Raw genomic sequence first — 21,182 nt, forward strand, 5'->3', positions numbered from 1 at the left:
TTGCAGTTGCTGGACAACAGGAAGAAGTACCTTTACTTTTTCATATTTTCTCGCCATAATAATACCCCCTGATGTAGTACTTCCATTTTCCTACATCAGGGGGCGTTTTGTCTATTGTCCGTTTTTACTGGTTCAGTTCAAATCGCCCCGGCGCTTTTTTCTCTGTGAGATGAAAGAGGGGCTGCCCTGTCTTGGGCAGCCCCCCTTCCATGCAAAAACCCGGACACCGAAGTGTCCGGGTTTTTGGTATTGTATTTAGGAAGAGAGAGAAAAGAGAGGTAATGTTGATTGACTTCTTATTACGCTTACAGGATACCATATGGGAAGAGGGAAGAAGTGGACAATTTACAAACATTAAATGAACAATTTATGAACGACAGAAAAATCAGATGGGGGCGATGAAAGCGGCGGCAGCGTACCCAACCACGTCGCCAAATTGAACGAGATACCAGTCCTCGTAACGGTTCAGGATGGTGACCTGGGCCCCGTCGTAGAGCTTGGCGATAGGGGCAGAAAAGGTGCTGGGACGGGGATAGACCGCCAGGGCGCCGCTCTCTGCCTGGACCTGCGCCGGGGTGGGGGTGGCGGCGTCGAAGAAGGGGATCACAAAGTACTCCGTGAGAGACAGGACGATGCTCCGGGCCATTTCGTCGATGTGGGTGATGATCCACTGGGCGTCCTGGGCGTTATCGTGGAAGCCCAGTTCCAGCAGAACGGCCACCGCCCGTACCCGTCGGATCTCTCCCAGGGCCTTGGTCCCCTCGGTGCGGACCTGGTTGGGCAGAGGGTAGATGGCTTTTAATCCGTCTGCCAGATTCTGCGCGGCCACAAATCCCTGGGTGCTTCCGGGAAAATAAAAGGCAATGATGCCTCGCTTGGTCCCCTCCTGGCCGGGGCCTGCGGCGTTGGAGTGAAGAGCCAGGTGGAGGTCATAGGTCCCCTGGTTGGAGGCCGCAATGGAGGAGGCGGCGGTCATATCAGGGGTGTTGCGGCTGTAGCGAATGCCAGAAGCAAAGAGCAGAGGCTCCATGGCATCTGCCAGACGGTTCATCCACTCCTCTTCGGTGCCTACGTTGACGTATTTGTTGTATTCCTGGGTGGATGGAGAAAGATAAATGATGGGCAAAATGATCCCTCCTTTGCTCCAGTGTATGCCGGAGGGGCGGGATGTGTGGCCAGGGGGAGGTAGCCGTTGCAATCCGGAGGGGGCTATGCTATGATGAAACAAACCAAGGAAGAAGGGGTTGGACCGCTTGGATTTATGTAACGTGAAGGAGATCAAGGCCCTATTGGACCGCCACGGGTTTCGCTTTTCCAAGAGTATGGGGCAGAACTTTTTGATCGCACCCTGGGTGCCCCGGCAGACAGCGGAGGCCTCCGGCGCAGCAAAGGGCGTCGGCGTGCTGGAGATCGGCCCCGGCATTGGACCCCTGACGGCGCAGCTGGCGTCGCTGGGGGAGAAGGTAGTGTCGGTGGAGCTGGACCGGAGCCTGCTGCCGGTGCTGGCGGAGACCATGGGAGCGTACGACAACGTAGAGATCGTCCCCGGAGATATTATGAAGGTGGATATCGGTGCCCTGTGCCGGGAAAAATTTCCCGGGATGCCGGTGGTGGTCTGCGCCAATCTGCCGTATAACATCACTACGCCGGTGATCACCGCCCTGCTGGAGGCGGAATGCTTTGAAAGTATTACGGTGATGATCCAGCGGGAGGTGGCCCAGCGGATCTGCGCTGCCCCGGGCACCGGGGAGTACGGGGCGTTCACCGTGCTCTGTCAGTACTACGCAGACAGTGAACTGCTGTATGACGTGCCCCCTTCCTGTTTCTATCCTGCGCCGAAGGTGACCTCTTCTGTGATACGGATGCAAGTGCGGCGGGAGCCTCCTGCTTTCGTACCTGACAAGGATCTGTTTTTCCGGGTGGTCCGGGCGGCCTTTGGCCAGCGGAGAAAGACACTTCTCAACGGTTTGTCCACAATGATGGGGAAGACCGTGGAGAAGGAGCGTCTGAGGGAAGTGATTCGCTCCTGCGATTTGACGGAGAGTATTCGTGGAGAACGGCTGAGTTTTGCGGAATTTGCCCAATTATCCCGGAAATTAGGGGAAATCCAAGGAAGATGACAGATGTGCCTTGCATTAAAAGTTGCAAAGGAATATAATATAGGTATTGAGGGAGGCTCTAAGGAGGGCATATCATTATGGAATTCACAAATAATAAAGCCGTGCTGGAATGGATTGACCAGCAGATCAACCTCACAAAACCGGACAAGGTCATCTGGATCGACGGCAGCGAGGAGCAGCTGGAAGCGCTCCGTCAGGAAGCCTGCCAGACCGGAGAGATCCATGAGCTGAATCAGGACAAACTGCCCGGCTGCTATCTGCACCGGTCCGATCCCCGGGACGTAGCCCGGGTAGAGAGCCGCACCTTTATCTGCTGCGAGAAGCAGGAGGATGCCGGCCCCACCAACAACTGGATGGCTCCGGCCGACATGCGCGCCAAGCTGAACGAGATCTGTGACAGCGCCATGAAGGGCCGTACCATGTACATCATTCCTTACTGCATGGGTGTGGTGGGCTCCCCCTTCGCCAAGTATGGCCTGGAACTCACCGACTCGATCTACGTTGTTTTGAATATGGCCATCATGACCCGGGTCACCAAGGATATCTTTGCTGCCCTGGGTGACTCCGACGACTTTATCAAGGGCCTCCACGCCAAGGCCGACCTGGACCCCGAGAAGCGCTACATCGTGCAGTTCCCGGAGGAAAACGCCATCGTTTCCGTGAACTCCGGTTACGGCGGCAACGTGCTCCAGGGCAAGAAGTGCTTCGCTCTGCGTATCGCCTCCAACCTGGGCCGCCAGGAGGGCTGGCTGGCAGAGCACATGCTCATCCTTGGCATCCAGAATCCCAAGGGTGAGGTGCGCTATGTGACCGGCGCCTTCCCCTCTGCCTGCGGCAAGACCAACCTGGCCATGATCATCCCCCCCGAGGGATACCAGAAGAACGGCTGGAAGTGCTGGTGCGTGGGCGATGACATCGCCTGGCTCCGGGTTGGCAAGGACGGCCGCCTGTGGGCAGTGAATCCGGAGAAGGGCTTCTTCGGCGTGGCCCCCGGCACCAACGCAAGCTCCAACCCCAACGCTCTGGCTACCACCCAGAAGGGCACCATCTTCACCAACGTGGCCCTGAACCTGGACGACAACACCGTCTGGTGGGAAAAGCTGGACAAGAATCCCCCCCATAACGCCCTGGACTGGATGGGCAATCCCTGGAGTCCTGAGACTGCCCAGGGTCCTGCCGCCCATCCCAACTCCCGCTTCACCGCGCCTGCGGAGAACTGCCCCTGCATCTCTCCGGAGTTCAACAATCCGGACGGCGTGCCCATTTCTGCTGTGATCTTCGGCGGCCGCCGGGCCAAGACCGCACCCCTGGTTTACCAGTCCCGTGACTGGAAGCACGGCGTGTTCGTCGGCTCCATTATGGCGTCGGAAAAGACCGCTGCCGCAGAGGGACAGGTGGGTGAGACCCGCCGTGACCCCATGGCCATGCTGCCGTTCTGCGGCTATCACATGGGCGATTACTGGCAGCACTGGCTGGACATGGAAGCGTCCGTTTCCAACCTGCCCAAGATCTTCAACGTCAACTGGTTCCGCACCGACGAAAACGGGGAGTTCATCTGGCCCGGGTTCGGCGAGAACATGCGGGTGCTGGAGTGGATCCTGAAGCGCTGCTTTGACGAGGTGGATGCCCGGGAGACCGAGATCGGCTGCCTGCCCAAGGCGGAGGACATCAACCTGGATGGCGTGGACGTATCCCGCGAGACCCTGGCTGGCCTGCTGTCTGTGGATCGTGACCTGTGGCGGGAGGAAGTGGCAGGTGTCCGCACCTTCTATGCCCAGTTTGGCGACAAGCTGCCCCATACCCTGGCAGAAGAGCTGGACGCGCTGGAAAACCGCCTGAAAGATTAAGTTTTATTGCTGCTATCCATTGCCGGCTGGACAAGGGTCCAGCCGGCAATGTTTTATACCGGGATCCAGAGAGGGAAAGAAGAGGAAGCCCTTGCAGGATCGCAGGATTTTATGATACAATAGTTCGATTTCAGTGTGTGGGGAGGGAGAGCGATGCGGATCCTTGGGATCGACCCTGGATATGCCATTGTAGGGTTTGGCCTGTTGGAGGCTGGCCGGGGACAGGCAAAGCTCCTTTCCTGCGGCGCGATCAACACACCGGCGGGGGTGGCCATGCCCCAGCGCCTGCTGCAGATCCAGGAGGATATGGAGACCCTCATCCGCACCTTTTCCCCCGATGTAATGGCCATTGAAGAGTTGTTTTTCAACACCAACGTGACCACGGGCATCGGCGTGGCCCAGGCCCGGGGGGTCATTCTGGCGGCGGCCGCCAAGCTGGGGGTGGCCATTTTTGAATACACCCCCTCCCAGGTAAAGCAGGCGGTGGTGGGATACGGCAAGGCGGAGAAACGCCAGGTGATGGATATGACCAGGCGCATTTTAAACCTGGGGGCGGTCCCCAAGCCGGACGACGCCGCAGATGCAGTGGCCATCGCCCTGTGCCACGCCCGGTCCCGGACCTCCCGGCTATACGGGCAGTGAGAGGAAGGAGCAGCAATGTTTTATTATGTAAACGGTGTGGTGGCCCACCTGGCCCCCAATCTGGCGGTGGTGGACTGCGGCGGCGTGGGGTACGCCTGCCGGACCACCAGTTATACCCTTTCCTCCCTGCAAACGGGGGAGAAGGCCAAACTCTATACCTATTTAAATGTGCGGGAAGACGCCATGGAACTCTATGGGTTTTCCACGGAGAAGGAAAAGAATTGCTTCCAGATGCTCATTGGGGTGTCAGGGGTGGGCCCCAAGGCGGCCCTGTCCATCCTTTCTGCCACCACTCCGGAGGGGCTGGCCTCGTCCATCATTACCGGGGATGAGAAGGCACTGACCGTGGCCCCGGGCATCGGGAAGAAGATCGCCCAGCGGGTGATCCTGGAGCTGAAGGACAAGCTGGCCAAGGGCCAGCTCCCCGCCGGGGAGGCCTACGGGGGCAGCGGCGTGACCGTGATCCCTCAGGACAAGACCTCGGAGGCCACCGCCGCCCTGGCGGTGCTGGGCTACCAGCCGGGCGAGATCGCCGCGGCTTTAAAGGGGATCGACATCGCCGCCCTGTCCCTGGAGGATGTGGTGCGGCAGGCGCTGCGGAAGATGGTAAAGTAAGGAGGGAGCGCCGTGAGTATTGAGTTTTCTCAGGAGGAGAACCAGGGGTTGCTGATGACCACCTCTCTGCCCGGAGAAGAGGACCGGGAGGGGTCCCTGCGTCCCAAGCGGCTCTCGGAGTATATCGGGCAGAAGAAAGCCAAGGAAAACCTGTCCGTGTTCATTGATGCGGCCAAAATGCGCCAGGAGCCGCTGGACCATGTGCTGCTCCACGGCCCCCCGGGTCTGGGCAAGACCACGCTGTCGGGCATCATTGCCAACGAGATGGGGGTCAACATTCGCATTACGTCCGGTCCGGCCATTGAGAAGCCGGGGGACCTGGCGGCTCTGCTCACCAATCTGAACGAGAACGACATTCTGTTTATCGACGAGATCCACCGGCTGAACCGGTCGGTGGAGGAGATCTTGTATCCGGCCATGGAGGACTTTGCCATTGATATTATCATTGGGAAGGGGCCTTCCGCCAACTCGATTCGGCTGGATCTGCCCCGGTTCACCCTCATCGGGGCCACCACCCGTTCGGGGCAGTTGTCGGCACCCCTGCGGGACCGGTTCGGCGTGATCCTGCGGCTGGAACTGTACAGCCCGGAGGAGTTGGGGGAGATCGTCACCCGCAGCGCCGGGATCTTACAGGTGCCCATTGAGGAGGGCGGGGCAGCGGAGATCGCCCGGCGTGCCCGGGGGACCCCCCGTATCGCCAACCGGCTGCTGCGCCGGGTGCGGGACTTTGCCCAGGTGCGGGCCGGGGGCGTCATCACCCGGAACGTGGCAGACCAGGCGCTGACGGCCCTGGAGGTGGACCAGCTGGGGCTGGACTCTGTAGACCGGCGGATGCTGCGGAGCATCATCGAGCACTACGGCGGCGGCCCGGTGGGTCTGGAGACCCTGGCGGCTACTGTAGGGGAGGAAGCTGTGACCCTGGAGGACGTGTACGAGCCCTATTTGATGCAGATGGGCTTCCTTACCCGGACCCCTCGGGGCCGATGCGTCACCCGGCTGGCCTATGAACATTTGGGGATCGCCTTCTTTGGGCAGGAACAGCTGAAGCTGTGAGGACGGTCTGTTGAAAATGCAGGTTTGATTGCAGATAGACTGATGAAAGTGCACAAAAATTGTGAAGAATATGAACCGATTATCACAAAGATGATGATTCCCTTGACTTCCGAAGGGAAATAAACTATAATAACCTTAAACTTATGATGAATACTGACCGTCAAAATGAAAACAGTATTACTGATGAAACACTGTGTGCGCAGGCCGCTGCCGGCGACCGCGCCGCAGAGGAAACCCTTGTTCTGCGATACACCCGCCTGGTGCGGGCGTGCGCCCGCCCCTTCTTCCTGGCCGGGGGAGACAGCGAAGACCTCATCCAGGAAGGGATGATGGGGCTGCTCCTGGCGATCCGGGAGTTTCGGCCGGACCGAAAGGCACAGTTTCCCACCTTTGCCGCCCTGTGCGTCCGCCGCCGGATCATCTCTGCCGTGCGGGCCGCCGCCGGCGGAAAGCACTGTCCCCTGAACAATTACGTTTCCCTTGAACCATCCCTCTTTTCTGCGAACCAGGATGTTGCGTCCCTTGGCACAGCGTACCGCCGGCAGGGCAACCCCGAAGATGTTGTGATCCATGAGGAAACGCTCAGCGCTTTGGAAGAGGCGATCCAGCGTCAGCTGACCGGCCTGGAGGCCCAAGTCCTGGCGCTGTATCTCAACGGATTGTCCTATTCCGAGATTGCTGAAGAGGTACAACGGTCCACAAAATCGGTAGACAACGCCGTGCAGCGGATTCGACGGAAGATCGCACGGCACTTATCCCGCGGCGAGTACAGCGAAAGCTGATCGTATATTTTTTATTCAGCCCATTGGGTGACAAAGAGAAGAGAGGGTTATACCATGTACGAAGACAAGACTTTAGTATGCAAAGAGTGTGGGAACGAGTTCGTGTTCTCCGCCGGTGAGCAGGAGTTCTACGCTGAGAGAGGCTTCCAGAACGAGCCCCAGCGCTGCAAGGCCTGCCGCGACGCGCGCAAGGCTGCTTCCCGCGGTCCCCGTGAGTACTTCACTGCTGTGTGTGCTTCCTGCGGCGGCGAGGCAAGAGTGCCTTTCGAGCCCAAGTCCGATCGTCCTGTGTACTGCAGCGAGTGCTTCGCACGGATGAGAGAGGCTTAATGGCGTAAACCATCCAGAAAACCAGGAAACGGTGTCAGATCTCTGACACCGTTTCTTTTTTTTCGGAAAAGGGGAAAATCACAGGCCAGCTGCGGAAAAATCAAAACAAAGACAAAAAAATCTTGCAAAAGAGGAGAAAAACGGGTACAATTAAAACAATAAAGTAAGTAGAGGCACAGAGGAGAGGAAGAAACCGAAGTACATAGATACCGCTCAGGAGGTGGCTGGATGTTCCGGATTGGAGATAAAATCGTCCATCCTATGCACGGCGCTGGCGTAGTGGACGAGATTGTGAAACGGAGAGTAAACGGCGTCGTCCGGGACTATTACAGTCTCAAGCTGCCCATTGGCGGTATGTTGGTGATGATCCCCACCGACCACTGCGATGAGATCGGCGTGCGCTCGGTCCTCAGCGGCGACGAGGCAGAGAGGGTCCTGGGTCAGATCTCTGGGATCCAGGTGGAGATGGAGACCAACTGGAACCATCGCTACCGGGAGAATATGCTGCGGCTCAAAAGCGGAGATCTCCTGGAGGTGGCCAAGGTGGTCAAGGGGCTCATGCTCCGGGACGGCCGCCGGGGACTTTCCACCGGGGAGCGGAAAATGCTCCACTCGGCCAAGCAGATCTTGATTTCCGAGATCGGCATGGCCCAGTCCATCAGCTATCAAGAGGCGGAGTCCCGCATCAACGAGGCGCTCCAGTCATAAATACAAGAAGAGAAAAAGGAGCCGGAGGGCTCCTTTTTTCGCTCAAAGGAGGAACCATCCATGAAACTGCTGCGAACTCTTTTTTCACGGAAACAGCCCCCTGCCAGCCTCTGCACTGCGGTCATCGTGGCGGCGGGGAGCTCCACCCGCATGGGGGGGATCGACAAGATGTTCACGCCCATAGGGGGCGAACCGGTGGTGCTGCACACTCTGCGGGCCTTTCAGCAGGCGGAGGAGATCGACGAGATCGTGCTGGTGACCCGAGAGGACCTGATGGTCCCCATGGGGACCCTTTGCAGCCAGCATGGCATCCACAAGGTCTGCCGGGTGGTGAAGGGGGGCGCTGACCGGACCCAGTCGGTGATGGCAGGGTTGAGGGAGGTGTCGCCCCAGACAGAGTTTGTGGCCATCCACGACGGCGCCCGCCCCTTTGTTACCGGAGAGGTGATCGCCCGAACGGTGCAGTCCGCCCGGGCCCATAGCGCAGCGGCCCCTGCGATCCCGGTGAAGGATACCATCAAGCGGGCAGTGGACGGCGTGGTGCAGGAGACCCCCGACCGGCGTGCGCTCTTTGCGGTGCAGACCCCCCAGGTGTTTGCCCTGCCGCTCATCCAGGGCGCCCTGGCCAAGGCCGAGGAGGATGGTGTCCTTCTCACCGATGACTGCGGTGCAGTAGAGCGGTTGGGGTTCCCGGTGCGCCTGGTGGAGGGCAGCGAAGAAAACATTAAGGTGACCACCCCGGCGGACCTGCTCCACGGGGAAGCCATTTTGGCGGAAAGGATGGGATTATGAGAATCGGACACGGATACGACGTCCACCAGCTGGTGGCAGGACGGAAGCTGATTTTAGGGGGCGTGGAGATCCCGCACCACCTGGGCCTGCTGGGCCACTCGGACGCAGACGTAGTCACCCATGCGCTGATGGACGCCCTGTTGGGGGCGGCGGCCCTGGGGGACATTGGCCAGCATTTCCCGGACCGGGACCCGGCCTACGCCGGAGCGTCCAGCATGGCGCTCCTGGGGAAGGTCATGGAGCTGCTGGGGCAGGCAGGCTGGCGGGTAGAGAACGCAGACATGACCATCCTGGCCCAGCGCCCCAAGCTGAAAGATCATATCCCTCAGATGCGGCAGAACTACTCCCGGGTGATGGGGATCTCCGTGACCGCCGTGAGTGTAAAGGCCACCACAGAGGAAGGGTTGGGATTCACCGGCACCGAGCAGGGGATGGCTGCCCACGCAGTGGTCCTTTTGGAAGCCCTGCCTCTATAAATTCGACACACTGTTCCCTCCCGTGCATACACTGAGTGCGGGAGGGGATTTTGCTGTTTGGGCGATCTCCCTCCGGTTCCGGTCTGTGCTTGCAGACCGGACTTCCCTTCCTGACCACAGGAAGATCAACTTGTGTGCAGCAGAGGATGGAGGATTGTATGGGATATCTGATTATGTGCCGGTCCCTGACCTATGGGCAGCGGGTGGCCAATGCCCTGGAGCGGGCGGGGATCTCCGCCCGGCTGCTCCGCTCCCCGGCGGAGATCTCTCCCACAGGGTGCAGCTACTCGGTTAAGATCTCGTCGCAGCATTTGTCCCGGGCCCTGACGGTGCTCAACCGGATGCGCATCCCTTATCTGGGGGTCTATGTGGGATCGCCCGGGTATGGATACCAGGAGGTGGAGGCGTGATCTACTTTGACAGTGCCGCCACCACCTTCCAGAAACCGGCAGCTGTGGGACGGGCGGTCACAGCTGCCCTGGCCCGGATGACCAGCCCGGGGCGGGGGGAGTACGGCCCGGCGGCCCGGGCTTCTCAGACCCTGCTGGCCTGCCGGGAATGTGCCGGAGACCTCTTTCAGGTGGAGGAGCCGGAGCGGGTGGTTTTGACCTTTAACGCCACCCATGGTCTGAATATTGCGGTGCGGAGCCTGGTGAAACCAGGGAGCCGTGTGCTTCTGTCTGGGTACGAGCACAACGCGGTAACGCGGCCTTTGTATTCCATTCCCGGGGTGCGGGTACGGGTGATGCGCTCCCCGTTGTTCCGACCGGACCTGTTTCTGGAGGAGCTGGAGCGGCGTCTGGCATCGGAGACCGATGTGATGATCTGCACCCATGTGTCTAACGTGTTTGGGTATATCCTTCCCGTGGATGAGATCGCGGCCCTGTGCCGCCGGTGGGAGGTCCCGCTGCTGGTGGATGCCTCCCGGTCGGCGGGGGTGCTGCCGGTGCGGATGAGGGACTGGGGGGCGGCCTTTGCGGCCATGCCCGGGCATAAAGGACTGTACGGGCCCCAGGGCAGCGGACTGCTGCTGTGCCAGAGTTCCGGCGACCCGGTCCTGTTGGGGGGCACGGGGAGCGCATCCCGCCAGCAGGAGATGCCGGACTTTCTGCCGGACCGGCTGGAGGCCGGGACCCACAACGTCCCAGGGGCAGCGGGCCTGCTGGCCGGGATGCAGTTTGTGAAGGAGAAAGGCCCCGCCCGGCTGCTCCGCCACGAGCAGCAGCTGCTGGCCCAGGCTGCGGAAGGGCTCAACCGCCTGCCCGGGGTACAGGTGTACTGGGACCCGCGGGGGGTCAGCCAGAGCGGGGTGGTGTCCTTCCGGGTGAGACACCGGGACCCGGGCCAGATGGGGGAACTGCTGGGGCAGCGGGGCATTGCGGTGCGCACCGGCCTCCACTGCGCCCCCATGGCCCACGAGACGGCAGGGACGGAAAGGACCGGGACGGTGCGGGTGAGCTTCTCGGCCTTCAATACGGGGCGGGAGGTGGAGCGATTCCTGCGGGTCATGCGGCAGCTGGTATAGGGTGCGGGAGAGCGCTCCGGACAGCCGGGGCGCTCGTCTCTTTGCCGGGCGGGAAAATTCCTGAGCCATCGGGGTTGTAAAGAAGGATAAAATACAGTATAATAACTTGAATTACCATAGAAAACTTGGCGTAGTGTACCCTGGCGCAGCAGCCCATGTCAGGAGGTGGAAGCGGTGACGTCTGTTCTGCAATATATCGTGACGACCATGGAGTATCTCCGGCTGGTCACAGTTTCCGATCTGATCGACATTGCCATCCTATCCTACCTCATCTATAAGTGCATTGGGATCTTCCAGCGGACCAATGCCGCCAAGGTAGCCAAGGCATTGCTTTTGATTATTGTGGCCCTGTGGTTGTCTTATCAGTTCAACCTCAACGCCATGAACTATATCCTAAACAAGGCGGTGGAGCTGGGCTTGCTGGCCGTCGTCATCATCTTCCAGCCGGAGATCCGGCGGTTCCTGGAGCGCATCGGCAGCAACAACGTCTCCCGGTTCTTCCGTAACGAGGCCCCGGTGAGCGAGCTGGAGGAGACCATCAAGGAAACGGTGGAGGCCTACGGGGAGATGTCCAAGAACAGGGTGGGCGCTCTGATGGTGTTCGAGCGGGACACGGATCTGAGCAACATCATTTCGTCCGGCACAGCCTTCCAGTCCACCGTGAGCAGCGAACTTATTAAGAACATCTTCTTCCCCAACGCCCCCCTGCACGACGGTGCGGTGGTGGTGCGAGAGGGAAAGATCGTGGCCGCAGCCTGTATGCTCCCCATGTCTGAGAGCATGAACCTGAGCAAGGAACTGGGCATGCGTCACCGGGCCGGTCTGGGCATGAGTGAGCGGTCGGACGCTGTGGTGGCCATTGTTTCCGAGGAGACCGGCGCCATTTCCATGGTGATCCACGGCAACCTGCGCCGCCACCTCTCCCCGGAGACTCTGGGCCGTGTGCTGCGCAACGAACTGCTGCCCCGGCAGGAGGAGACCCCGAGCAGATTCCATCGAGGCCCCGGGCTGTTCCGTCAAGGGAGGTCGGAGAAGGGTGAAAATCAATAACAAAAACCGCAAAATCCTGAATATCATCCTGGCTGTGGTCATCGCCATCGGGATCTGGCTGTATGTGGTGAACGTGGAAAACCCCACCGTGAGCACCCATCTGCGGGATATCCCGGTGGAGCTGGCGGGGGAGAGCACCCTGCAGGAAAAGGGACTCATGATCACCGATATGAGCCAGGACGCCGTCAGCTTTAAAGTGACAGGGAAGAAAAAGACCCTCATGAAGCTGAACCGGAAGAACGTTTCCCTCTCTCTGGATGTGGAGTCCATCTCCCAGCCGGGGGAGTGGACCCTGAGCGCAAAAACCGTGTATCCCACCACGGTGAGCGCAGAGAGCATCTCCGTGGTCAACTGGAACGACCTGAAGATCACCGTTACGGTGGAGAAGCAGGAGAGCAAGCAGATCTCTGTCTTTGGCCAGTTTATCGGCACAGCAGCGGAAAACTGCATGGCGGACAGAGCCTCCACAGACCCGGTGGTGCTGGAGATCAAAGGCCCGGCCCAGAGCCTGGCAGGGATCTCCTACGCCCTGGCCCAGGTGGGCGGGACCGACATCAGCGATACCCTGACCAAAGAGGTGCCGGTGGTCCTCATGGGTCCGGACGACAAACCGGCCAAGGTGGATCACATCACCTGCGACAAGGACAAGGTCACAGTCACAGTGCCGGTGCAGAAAGTGGTGTCCATCCCTCTCACGGTCGACCTGAAGGACGGGGGCGGCGCCACCAGAGAGGACGTGACCTGCACCATCCAGCCCTCGGCCATCACTGTGGTGGCGGAAGGGGACGGAGAGGGTCTGCCTGCCAGCATCTCTCTGGGAGAGATCGACCTGGCCCAGGTGATGGGCAATACCTCCTACTCCATGCCCCTGACCCTGCCTGACGGGGTGACGGGATGGGGCACACCCTCTTACGCAACGGTTCAGATCACCATGGACAAGCTGGCGTCCCGGCAGATCCCTGTGACGGGCATCAGCTTTGAACATATCCCCCAGGGCTACACCCCTGAGCTGGTCAGCGACACCCTGTATGTCTGGGTGCGGGGCAATGCGGAAGCGGTCAAGAAGCTGACCGCCGATCAGATCCTGGTCCAGGTGGACCTGAGCGGGGCTGCGCTGAACGGAAGTTTGCAGCGCTTCCCTGCAAAGGTCACGCTGAAAAGCGGTATGGAAGGGGTCGGCATCCTGGGGACCAGCTACAGTGTGGCCCTGCGGCTGACCAAGTAGACCGGACGAGGCAAATAAGGAGAATACTATGGAACAGATTGCAATCGTCAAATCCGTCCGGGAGGACGGCATGGCAGAGATCGCTGTGGAGCGGGAGACCGCCTGCGGCGCCGCCCACAGCTGCTCGGAGTGTGCCGGCTGTGAGAAAATGATGACCAACACCCACACCGTGGTGCTGGCGTTCAACGACGTGTCCGCCGGAAAGGGCGATATTGTGAAGGTGCGCAGCGAAAACGCCGCCTTTTTCAAGACCGCCGCTATCGTGTACATTTTGCCGCTTGTTCTGGCCCTGGTGTTTTACGGGATCGCGGCAGGCCTCTCCCTGGGGGGAGAAGGCATCTGTATGCTGTTTTCCGGCCTGGGCTTTGTGGTGGGCATCCTCATCGCCATCGCGTGGGACCGCCATATGAAAAAGCAAAACGGACTGACGTTCCACATTGTGGAGATCAAGAAGGCATGTTCGGGTATGTAAGAGCGATCACCAGTGTGCTGAGCCCAGAGGACGCCCAACGGTATGAGGGGGTTTACTGCGGCCTGTGCCGGGCCCTGGGCCAGCGCTACGGCTGGACGGCCCGCCTTATCCTGAACTATGACTTTGTGTTTCTGGCCATCCTGCTCAGCGGACCGGAGGAGGGAAAAAATTTCCCTACCTGTCCCTGTCCCATCCATCCCTGGAAGAAAAAGGCCTGCTGCCCCCAGAACCCGGGGCTGGCGGCTGCGGCAGATGAGAGCATCATTCTCACCTGGTGGAAGCTGCAGGACTCCCTGCGGGACGGCGGAGCCGGGGAGTGGCTCAAGAGCCGGCTGGCCTCTCTGGGCCTGCGGGCCCACTATCGCAAAGCCGCTGCCCTGCGTCCTGAATTTGACAGGACGGTGCGCACCTGTCTGGAAGAGCTGCACGAGATGGAAAAGGCGAACCTGGCTTCCCTGGACCGCCCGGCGGATACCTTTGCCCGGATCCTTCAGGCCAGTGCGATTGCAACCGAGCCGGCGGCCCGCAGCAGCGGAATCCAGCAGATTTTGTACCATGTAGGCCGTTGGATCTACCTGGCAGACGCCTGGGACGACCTGGCGGAGGACCAGAAGAGCGGCAACTACAACCCGGTGCTGGCCCGGTATGGGCCGGAGGCCGAAGAGGCCAAGGATGCCCTGCGGGAGACCATGCATGTGTCCCTGGGCCTGGCGGACACCGCCTTCTCCCTGCTGGACTGGGGAGAGTGGGAGAGCCTGCTGGCCCATATTCTGGGCACGGGCCTGCCCGCAGTAGAAGAGGCGGTCTTCACCGGCCAGTGGAAGACGCGCAAGAAGTAAGAACGGAACATGCCACCTGTTTTGGGGGCTGGAATAGAACAAGGAGACGAAAGTATGAATGATCCCTATGCCGTGCTGGGTGTGAGCCCTTCTGCCAGCGACGATGAAGTGAAGCGGGCCTACCGTGAGCTGGTGAAGAAGTACCATCCGGACAACTACGCCAACAACCCGCTCTCTGACCTGGCGGAAGCCAAGATGAAAGAGGTCAACGAGGCCTACGACGCCATTGTGAAGATGCGCACCCAGGGAGGCTATCAGCAGTCTGCCGGGAGCGGCGGCTATCAGTCGGGCGGCGGGTACGCCGGCGGCCAGAGCGGCGGCCGGTATGTGGACCCGGTGTTCATCCAGGTCCGGCAGCTCATCGCCCAGAACAACCTGGCAGAGGCAGAGCGGGTGCTGCGCACCGCCCGGACCAACTCGGCGGAGTGGTACTATCTCATGGGCAGCATCTCCTACCGCCGGGGATGGATGGACGACGCCCGCCAGAATTTCTGGACGGCGTGCAACATGGACCCGGGCAACATGGAGTACCGGCAGGCCATGAACAGCATGGGGATGCAGGCCAACCGCGGGGTTTACCGGGGCAGCGACGACATGGCCAACCTGTGTACCACGCTGTGCTGCCTGAACTGTCTGTGCAACTCCTGTTCCTGACCGCATACCCTTAAGCGCAGGGGCCAAGGCGCCTGCAGGATGATATAAAAAAACGAGGTGGTTGTCTTGATACGAAGCATGACGGGCTATGGCCGGGGCGAGTGTGAGCTCCATGACCGCACCATTACCGTAGAGCTCCGGGCGGTGAACAACCGGTATCTGGACTGTTCGGTGAAGATCCCCAGAGTGTACGTTTTTGCAGAGGAGGCCATCAAGTCCCAGGTGCAGAAGCAGGTGGGCCGGGGCAAGGTGGACGTCTTTGTCGCCGTAGACAGCTCGGCGGCGGACCAGGTGGCGGTGACGCTGAACCGTCCGGTGGCCGACGGATACTACGCAGCCCTCAAGCAGATGCGGGATGTGTACGACCTGAAGGACGATCTGTCTGTCTCACTGCTCTCCCGCTTCCCCGATGTGTTCCTGGTGGAAAAGGAGCAGGGGGACGCGGACGTGATCGCCCAGGATATTGTCCAGGTGCTCTCCCAGGCCCTGGAGGATTTCAACGCCATGCGGCAGCGGGAAGGGGAAAAGCTGGCCGAGGACATTCTGGGCAAGGCCCAGCGGATCCGCCAACTGGTGACCCAGGTAGAGGAACGCTCTCCCGCCACGGTGGCGGAGTACCGGGAAAAACTCCGCCAGCGGATGGAAGAAGTTCTGAGCAATACCCAGATCGACGAGAGCCGGATCCTCACGGAAGCGGCGATTTTTGCCGACAAAGTGGCTGTGGACGAGGAGACCGTGCGCCTGCGCAGCCATCTGTCCCAGCTGGAGGAGATGCTCCGGGAGGGCGGCGCAATTGGGCGCAAGCTGGACTTCCTCATTCAGGAGTTTAACCGGGAGGCCAACACCATCGGTTCCAAGTGCAGCGACGTAGAGCTGGCCCGGGTGGTGGTGGAGCTCAAAGGCGAGATCGAAAAGATCCGCGAGCAGGTACAGAACATAGAGTAAACAGGAGGACAGGTCTTTGAAGCTTATTAACATCGGCTTTGGAAACATGGTATCCTCCAGTCGGCTGATCGCCATTGTGAGCCCGGAGTCCGCCCCCATTAAGCGGATGGTCCAGGAAGCCCGGGATCGGGGGGTGTTGGTGGACGCCACCTACGGCCGCCGTACCCGGGCGGTCCTCATTACGGACAGCGACCACATCATCCTCTCCGCCCTTCAGCCGGAGACCGTGGCCGGACGTCTGAACGGACGGGAAGAGATGGCAGGGGAGGAAGAGGAATGAGCAAAGGAACGTTATTGGTGTTATCGGGTTCTTCCGGGGTAGGGAAGAGTACAGTGATCGCCCGGGTCATGGCCCAGCGGTCCAACCTGTATTTTTCCGTGTCCTTTACCACCCGTCCCCCCCGGGAAGGGGAAAAAGACGGGGTCAACTATTACTTTGTCACCCGGGAAGAGTTCCAGCAGCGGATCGACCGGGGGGAGTTTTTGGAGTATGCCGAGTACGTGGGCAATCTCTACGGCACATCCATGGCGGTGATCCGGGAAAAGCTGGAGGAGGGAATGGATGTGCTTCTGGACATTGAGGTCCAGGGCGCGGCCAAGGTGCGGCAGCGGATGCCGGAGGCGGTGTCGCTGTTCATCGTGCCCCCTTCCTTTGAGGAGCTGTCCCGACGCCTGCATGATCGGGGCACCGACTCGGAGGAGAAGATCCAGCAGCGGCTGGAGACCGCCCGCCGGGAGGCCAAAGAGATCGTCAACTATGACTATATTGTTGTGAATGATGCCGTGGAGCACGCAGTGGAAGAGATCCTGGCGGTGCTCACGGCGGAGAGCTGCCGCAAGGAAAAGCGGCTGCATGTGTTAGAAGGAGTGTAATGCGTTATGATGCTGTATCCCGCAATGAACGAACTGTTGAAGCAGATCCCCAGCCGCTATAAGCTGGTGAACGTGGTGGCCGCCCGGGCCAGACAGATCGCCAACGAAGCGGAGCAAGAGGAGATCATGCTGGAAGATAAGCCGGTGAGCCTGGCTGTGCGGGAGATCGCCGAAGGGCGCCTGCCGGAGCAGATGCAGGAGACACAGCCGGAAGAGGAACCTGAAGAGGAGGAATAAGGCCGCCCAGCCGCGGCCAAGGGAGGCGAAGGGATGAGAATAGCGAAGATCGCCCTGGAGGCAGCGCCCTTTGCCGTTGACCTGCCCTATTCCTATGGAGTCCCCCCCGCTCTGGCCGAGACCCTTGCCCCCGGGATGCGGGTGCTGGTCCCCTTCGGTCAGGGAAACCGGACCTGTGAGGGCCTGGTCCTCTCGGTGGAGGAAGGGGAGGAGTCCGGACTGAAGAAAGTGCAGACGCTCCTGGACCAGCAGCCGGTGCTGAGCCGTGCGGGCATCCAACTGGCGCTGTGGATGCGGGAGCGTTTTTTCTGTACCGTGTATGCTGCGGCCATGACCATGCTGCCCACCGGCCTGTGGTACACCCTGCGGGAGGGCTACGCCCTGGCCCCGGGGACAGACCGGGAGCAGGTAGACAGGGAAACCCAGAACGCCCCCCTGCGGCGGCAGGTGATGGACCTGATCTATGCCGCCGGCGGCAGCGCCACCTTGGAGCAGGTGAAGGACCTGCCCGGCATGAAGAACCCCAAAGGCGTGCTGAGTGAGCTGGTGAAGGCGGGCTTTTTGATCCGGCAGAGCCAGGCCCGGCGCAAAGTGGGGGACAAAACCGAGAAGATCGCGGTGCTGGCCATGGAGCCTGCCCAGGCCATGGCCGTGGTGCAGGAGAACCGGAGGATGGGCCCGGTGCAGCGGGAGGTGACCCACCTGCTGTGCAGCCTGGGCCGAGCCAGCGTCAAGGAACTGTGCTATTTTACCGGGGCATCCCGGGCGGTGGTAAAGGGGTTGGAGAAAAAGGGGATCCTCACCCTGGAAGAGGAGGCGGTTGCCTCTGCGCCCTTGCCCCAGACGGGAGAGATCCTCCCTCTGTCCACCCTGAATCCCCAGCAGGAGGAGGCCTTTCAGGGCCTGCGCCAATTGCTGGAGAGCGGAACCCCGCAGGCGGCCCTGCTGTACGGGGTCACCGGCAGCGGAAAGACCCAGGTCTATCTCCACTTGATCCAACAAACCCTGGCCCAGGGCCGGGGCGCCATTGTGATGGTGCCGGAGATCGCCCTGACCCCCAGCTTGCTTACCTTATTTCTCTCTCACTTTGGGCAGAAGGTGGCGGTGCTTCACAGCTGCCTGTCCGTGCGGGAGCGGTATGAGCAGTGGAAGCGGGTGAAACAGGGCCAGGCCCCTCTGGTGATCGGGACCCGATCGGCAGTGTTTGCCCCTCTGGAGGACCCGGGACTCATTATTTTAGATGAGGAGCAGGAGAGCAGCTACCAGTCGGAAAGCCTGGTGCGCTACCATGCCCGGGACGTGGCCAAGTTCCGCTGCGCCCAGCACAAAGGCCTGCTTCTCTTGGGCTCAGCCACCCCGGCGGTGGAGAGCCGGTACGCTGCGGAGACGGGGCAGTACCATCTTTTCCGCTTAGCAGAGCGGTACAACCAGCGGGACTTACCTCCCGTTCATATTGCAGACATGAAGGAGGAGCTGCGCCAGGGGAATAACTCCGGCCTCTCTCATACCTTGTGCCGGGAGCTGGAAGAGAACTTCCGCCGGGGAGAGCAGAGCATCCTCTTTCTTAACCGGCGGGGGAACAGCCGGATGGTGCTGTGCAGCCAGTGCGGCGAAGCCCCCTCCTGTCCCCGGTGTTCGGTCCACCTGACCTATCACAGCGCCAACGGGCGGCTCATGTGCCACTACTGCGGTCATTCCGAGCCCCTGCCCCAGCGATGCCCCCAGTGCGGGGAGCGGCTGCAATTTGTGGGCATGGGTACCCAGAAGATCCAGGAGGTCCTGCGGGAGCGCTACCCGGAGGTGGAGGTCATGCGGATGGACGCGGACACCATTACGGCCGCCCAGCCCCACGAGGTGCTGCTGGAGCGGTTTAGACGGAAGAAGATCCCCATTCTCCTGGGCACCCAGATGGTGGCCAAGGGACTGGACTTTGACAACGTGACCCTGGTGGGGGTCATTGACGGGGACTTGTCCCTGTACGCCGACAATTACCGGGCGGGAGAACGGACCTTCTCCCTGCTCACCCAGGTGGTGGGCCGGGCCGGGCGGGGCGAGAAACCCGGCCGGGCAGTGATCCAGACCTGGAGCCCGGACAACGACATCATCAGTCTGGCGGCCCGCCAGGACTACGATACCTTCTGCCAGCGGGAGACTGCCCTGCGGCAGATGCTGGGCTTCCCCCCGTTTACCGATCTGTTCCGCCTCACGGTCTCCGGACCGGAGGAGAGCCAGGTGCTTCGGTGCTGCGCGGTACTCCGGCGGAGTTTACAGCCCTGGGCCCAGGGGGGAGAGGACCGGGAGGTTTTAGGACCGGCCCCGGCGGGAATACTGAAGGTAAACAACCGGTATCGCTACCGGATTTTGATAAAATGCCGAAACAGCAAGGAAAATCGGGCCATGCTGGCCCAGCTCATGCGGCTGGCCCAGCAAGACCGGGTGAACCGGGGGCTGTCGATCCTGATGGACGTCAACCCCATGGAATAACATAAGAATGGATCCACAGACAGATCATAAAGAGGAAGGAAGAACGACCATGATTAAGAAGATTCTCCAGAAGGAAGACCCTGCCCTGCATAAAGTATGCCACCCCATCACCTCCTTTGACCGGAAGCTGGAAGCCCTCCTGGGCGACCTGACCGATACCCTGAAGGACTCTGGTGGTCTGGGCCTGGCAGCGCCGCAGATCGGCATTCTCCGCCGGGTGTGCGTGGTTGTGGACGACGACGAGTGCTTCCTGGAGCTGGTAAACCCGGAGATCGTCAGCGAAGAAGGGGAGCAGGAGGGCTTTGAGGGCTGCCTGAGCCTCACCGGTATGTACGGCATTGTCAAGCGCCCCATGAAGGTGAAGGTCAAGGCCCAGGACCGCCACGGGAATCCTGTGGAATACGAGCGGGAAGGCATCACCGCCCGCTGCTTCTGCCACGAGATCGAGCATCTGGACGGCCATATGTACTATGAGCACGCTGGCCGCCTGTTTACCGAGGCAGAAGTGGACGAAATGCTGGCCAGCACCGAGGTGTAAACCTTCGGTGCCCGCGCTGGCGGCACAGGACGGGAGGTAACCATGAAGATACTGTTTATGGGCACGCCGGATTTTGCGGTGCCCTCTCTGGAGGCCCTGGTAGGGGCCGGGCATGAGCTGGTGGGGGTGTTCACCCAGCCGGACAAGCCCAAAAACCGGGGCATGAAGCTCCAGGCGCCGCCGGTGAAGGTCTGCGCCCTGGGCCATGACATCCCGGTCTATCAGCCCACAAAACTCCGGGACGGGACGGCCCTGGAATGCATCCGGGAACTGGCTCCCGACCTGATCGTCGTGGCGGCCTATGGCCGCATCCTGCCCCAGGAGATCCTGGACTACCCCAAGCTGGGGTGCATCAACGTCCACTCCTCCCTCTTGCCCAAGTATCGGGGAGCAGCCCCTATTCACTGGGCGATCCTCAACGGGGACAAAGAGACGGGCGTGACCATTATGCATATGGCGCTGGCTCTGGACGCCGGCGATATCATTTCCCAGGCAGTGACCCCCATTGACCCCAACGAGACCGTGGAGATGCTCCACGACCGGCTGGCGGTTATGGGCGCGGACCTGCTGGTGAAAACGGTGGAGGACCTGGAGAAGGGGACCGCCACCCGGACCCCTCAGGAGGAGAGCCAGGTGACCCTGGCTCCCATGCTCAGCCGGGCCCTGTCCCCCATGGACTGGACCCGGCCCGCCCAGCAGCTCCATGACCAGGTGCGGGGCCTCATCCCCTGGCCCGCTGCGGTGACCCAGCTGAACGGCGTGCGGTGCAAGGTCTTCGCCACGGCGCTGTCCGGGGAGACCACCGGCAAGCAGCCGGGAACGGTGATCGCCGCTGACAAGCACGGGCTGAAGCTGGCCTGCGGCGGCGGCACGGTGCTGGAGATCCTGGAGCTCCAGGCGGACGGCGGAAAGCGGATGAAGGCAGCGGATTATCTCCGGGGCCATCCCATTGCCGTAGAATAACCCAACGAAAAG

General features: G+C 60.9%; 25 protein-coding genes. 24 read left to right on the top strand and 1 reads right to left on the bottom strand.

Annotation, left to right across the window (positions count from 1 at the left end; translation table 11 throughout):
- Positions 1-385: 385 nt before the first annotated feature.
- Entirely contained in the window at positions 386-1,126 is a 741-nt protein-coding gene (locus SOR61_RS08025) for an N-acetylmuramoyl-L-alanine amidase (RefSeq protein WP_320612143.1), read from the bottom strand.
- Positions 1,127-1,253: 127 nt separating this feature from the next.
- On the opposite strand from SOR61_RS08025, the gene rsmA reads away from it, so the two are divergent.
- From rsmA to fmt, 24 genes are all read left to right on the top strand, one after another.
- The gene (gene rsmA, locus SOR61_RS08030) at positions 1,254-2,120 is read left to right on the top strand and encodes a 16S rRNA (adenine(1518)-N(6)/adenine(1519)-N(6))-dimethyltransferase RsmA (protein WP_320612144.1); all 867 of its coding nucleotides are present in this window, start codon (positions 1,254-1,256) and stop codon (positions 2,118-2,120) included.
- A gap of 77 nt (positions 2,121-2,197) precedes the next feature.
- Positions 2,198-3,967 (top strand): phosphoenolpyruvate carboxykinase (GTP), encoded by a 1,770-nt coding sequence (locus tag SOR61_RS08035; protein WP_320612145.1) that lies wholly within the window; start codon positions 2,198-2,200, stop codon positions 3,965-3,967.
- A gap of 153 nt (positions 3,968-4,120) precedes the next feature.
- Entirely contained in the window at positions 4,121-4,609 is a 489-nt protein-coding gene (ruvC, locus tag SOR61_RS08040) for a crossover junction endodeoxyribonuclease RuvC (RefSeq protein WP_320612146.1), read from the top strand.
- Positions 4,610-4,624: 15 nt separating this feature from the next.
- Positions 4,625-5,224, top strand: coding sequence for a Holliday junction branch migration protein RuvA (ruvA, locus tag SOR61_RS08045; RefSeq protein WP_320612147.1), 600 nt, complete (start codon positions 4,625-4,627; stop codon positions 5,222-5,224).
- A gap of 54 nt (positions 5,225-5,278) precedes the next feature.
- A complete protein-coding gene (gene ruvB, locus SOR61_RS08050) occupies positions 5,279-6,277 on the top strand; it encodes a Holliday junction branch migration DNA helicase RuvB (protein ID WP_407066526.1) in 999 nt (332 codons plus the stop codon).
- Positions 6,278-6,420: 143 nt separating this feature from the next.
- Positions 6,421-7,059, top strand: coding sequence for a sigma-70 family RNA polymerase sigma factor (locus SOR61_RS08055; RefSeq protein ID WP_320612149.1), 639 nt, complete (start codon positions 6,421-6,423; stop codon positions 7,057-7,059).
- 54 nt (positions 7,060-7,113) lie between these two features.
- Positions 7,114-7,389, top strand: coding sequence for a zinc-ribbon domain containing protein (locus SOR61_RS08060; protein WP_320612204.1), 276 nt, complete (start codon positions 7,114-7,116; stop codon positions 7,387-7,389).
- 228 nt (positions 7,390-7,617) lie between these two features.
- The gene (locus SOR61_RS08065; RefSeq protein WP_320612150.1) at positions 7,618-8,097 is read left to right on the top strand and encodes a CarD family transcriptional regulator; all 480 of its coding nucleotides are present in this window, start codon (positions 7,618-7,620) and stop codon (positions 8,095-8,097) included.
- A 60-nt stretch (positions 8,098-8,157) separates the two neighbouring features.
- Positions 8,158-8,889 carry a 2-C-methyl-D-erythritol 4-phosphate cytidylyltransferase gene (ispD, locus tag SOR61_RS08070; RefSeq protein ID WP_320612151.1) on the top strand — a complete coding sequence of 244 codons (732 nt, stop codon included), beginning with the start codon at positions 8,158-8,160 and terminating at the stop codon, positions 8,887-8,889.
- The gene (ispF, locus tag SOR61_RS08075) at positions 8,886-9,365 is read left to right on the top strand and encodes a 2-C-methyl-D-erythritol 2,4-cyclodiphosphate synthase (protein ID WP_320612152.1); all 480 of its coding nucleotides are present in this window, start codon (positions 8,886-8,888) and stop codon (positions 9,363-9,365) included. The genes ispD and ispF overlap by 4 nt, the downstream gene beginning before the upstream one ends.
- Positions 9,366-9,523: 158 nt before the next feature.
- The gene (locus tag SOR61_RS08080; protein WP_320612153.1) at positions 9,524-9,775 is read left to right on the top strand and encodes a DUF3343 domain-containing protein; all 252 of its coding nucleotides are present in this window, start codon (positions 9,524-9,526) and stop codon (positions 9,773-9,775) included.
- Positions 9,772-10,890, top strand: coding sequence for an aminotransferase class V-fold PLP-dependent enzyme (locus tag SOR61_RS08085; protein WP_320612154.1), 1,119 nt, complete (start codon positions 9,772-9,774; stop codon positions 10,888-10,890). Before SOR61_RS08080 ends, SOR61_RS08085 begins: the two co-directional genes overlap by 4 nt.
- 174 nt (positions 10,891-11,064) lie before the next feature.
- Positions 11,065-11,940: a diadenylate cyclase CdaA gene (cdaA, locus tag SOR61_RS08090; protein WP_320612155.1), complete on the top strand. Its 876-nt coding sequence runs from the start codon at positions 11,065-11,067 to the stop codon at positions 11,938-11,940.
- Positions 11,927-13,165: a hypothetical protein gene (locus SOR61_RS08095; protein WP_320612156.1), complete on the top strand. Its 1,239-nt coding sequence runs from the start codon at positions 11,927-11,929 to the stop codon at positions 13,163-13,165. The genes cdaA and SOR61_RS08095 overlap by 14 nt, the downstream gene beginning before the upstream one ends.
- Positions 13,166-13,193: 28 nt before the next feature.
- The gene (locus SOR61_RS08100; RefSeq protein ID WP_320612157.1) at positions 13,194-13,637 is read left to right on the top strand and encodes a SoxR reducing system RseC family protein; all 444 of its coding nucleotides are present in this window, start codon (positions 13,194-13,196) and stop codon (positions 13,635-13,637) included.
- Entirely contained in the window at positions 13,622-14,476 is an 855-nt protein-coding gene (locus SOR61_RS08105) for a DUF5685 family protein (protein ID WP_320612158.1), read from the top strand. The genes SOR61_RS08100 and SOR61_RS08105 overlap by 16 nt, the downstream gene beginning before the upstream one ends.
- A 54-nt stretch (positions 14,477-14,530) precedes the next feature.
- Complete coding sequence (locus SOR61_RS08110) at positions 14,531-15,130, top strand: J domain-containing protein (RefSeq protein WP_320612159.1); 600 nt, start codon at positions 14,531-14,533, stop codon at positions 15,128-15,130.
- Positions 15,131-15,196: 66 nt separating this feature from the next.
- On the top strand, positions 15,197-16,075 hold the full coding sequence (locus SOR61_RS08115; protein ID WP_320612160.1) for a YicC/YloC family endoribonuclease: 879 nt from the start codon (positions 15,197-15,199) through the stop codon (positions 16,073-16,075).
- A gap of 16 nt (positions 16,076-16,091) precedes the next feature.
- Positions 16,092-16,355, top strand: a complete 264-nt coding sequence (gene remA, locus SOR61_RS08120) for an extracellular matrix/biofilm regulator RemA (protein WP_320612161.1) — start codon at positions 16,092-16,094, stop codon at positions 16,353-16,355.
- Positions 16,352-16,948 carry a guanylate kinase gene (gene gmk, locus SOR61_RS08125; RefSeq protein WP_320612162.1) on the top strand — a complete coding sequence of 199 codons (597 nt, stop codon included), beginning with the start codon at positions 16,352-16,354 and terminating at the stop codon, positions 16,946-16,948. The genes remA and gmk overlap by 4 nt, the downstream gene beginning before the upstream one ends.
- 6 nt (positions 16,949-16,954) lie before the next feature.
- Positions 16,955-17,185, top strand: a complete 231-nt coding sequence (gene rpoZ / locus SOR61_RS08130; RefSeq protein WP_320612163.1) for a DNA-directed RNA polymerase subunit omega — start codon at positions 16,955-16,957, stop codon at positions 17,183-17,185.
- A 33-nt stretch (positions 17,186-17,218) separates the two neighbouring features.
- Entirely contained in the window at positions 17,219-19,669 is a 2,451-nt protein-coding gene (priA, locus tag SOR61_RS08135) for a primosomal protein N' (RefSeq protein WP_320612164.1), read from the top strand.
- Positions 19,670-19,718: 49 nt separating this feature from the next.
- Positions 19,719-20,207, top strand: a complete 489-nt coding sequence (gene def / locus SOR61_RS08140; protein ID WP_320612165.1) for a peptide deformylase — start codon at positions 19,719-19,721, stop codon at positions 20,205-20,207.
- A gap of 42 nt (positions 20,208-20,249) precedes the next feature.
- A complete protein-coding gene (fmt, locus tag SOR61_RS08145; RefSeq protein ID WP_320612166.1) occupies positions 20,250-21,170 on the top strand; it encodes a methionyl-tRNA formyltransferase in 921 nt (306 codons plus the stop codon).
- Positions 21,171-21,182 lie beyond the last annotated feature (12 nt).

It is taken from the genome of Evtepia sp. (assembly GCF_034090835.1).
In the GTDB taxonomy this organism is placed as follows: domain Bacteria; phylum Bacillota; class Clostridia; order Oscillospirales; family Oscillospiraceae; genus Evtepia.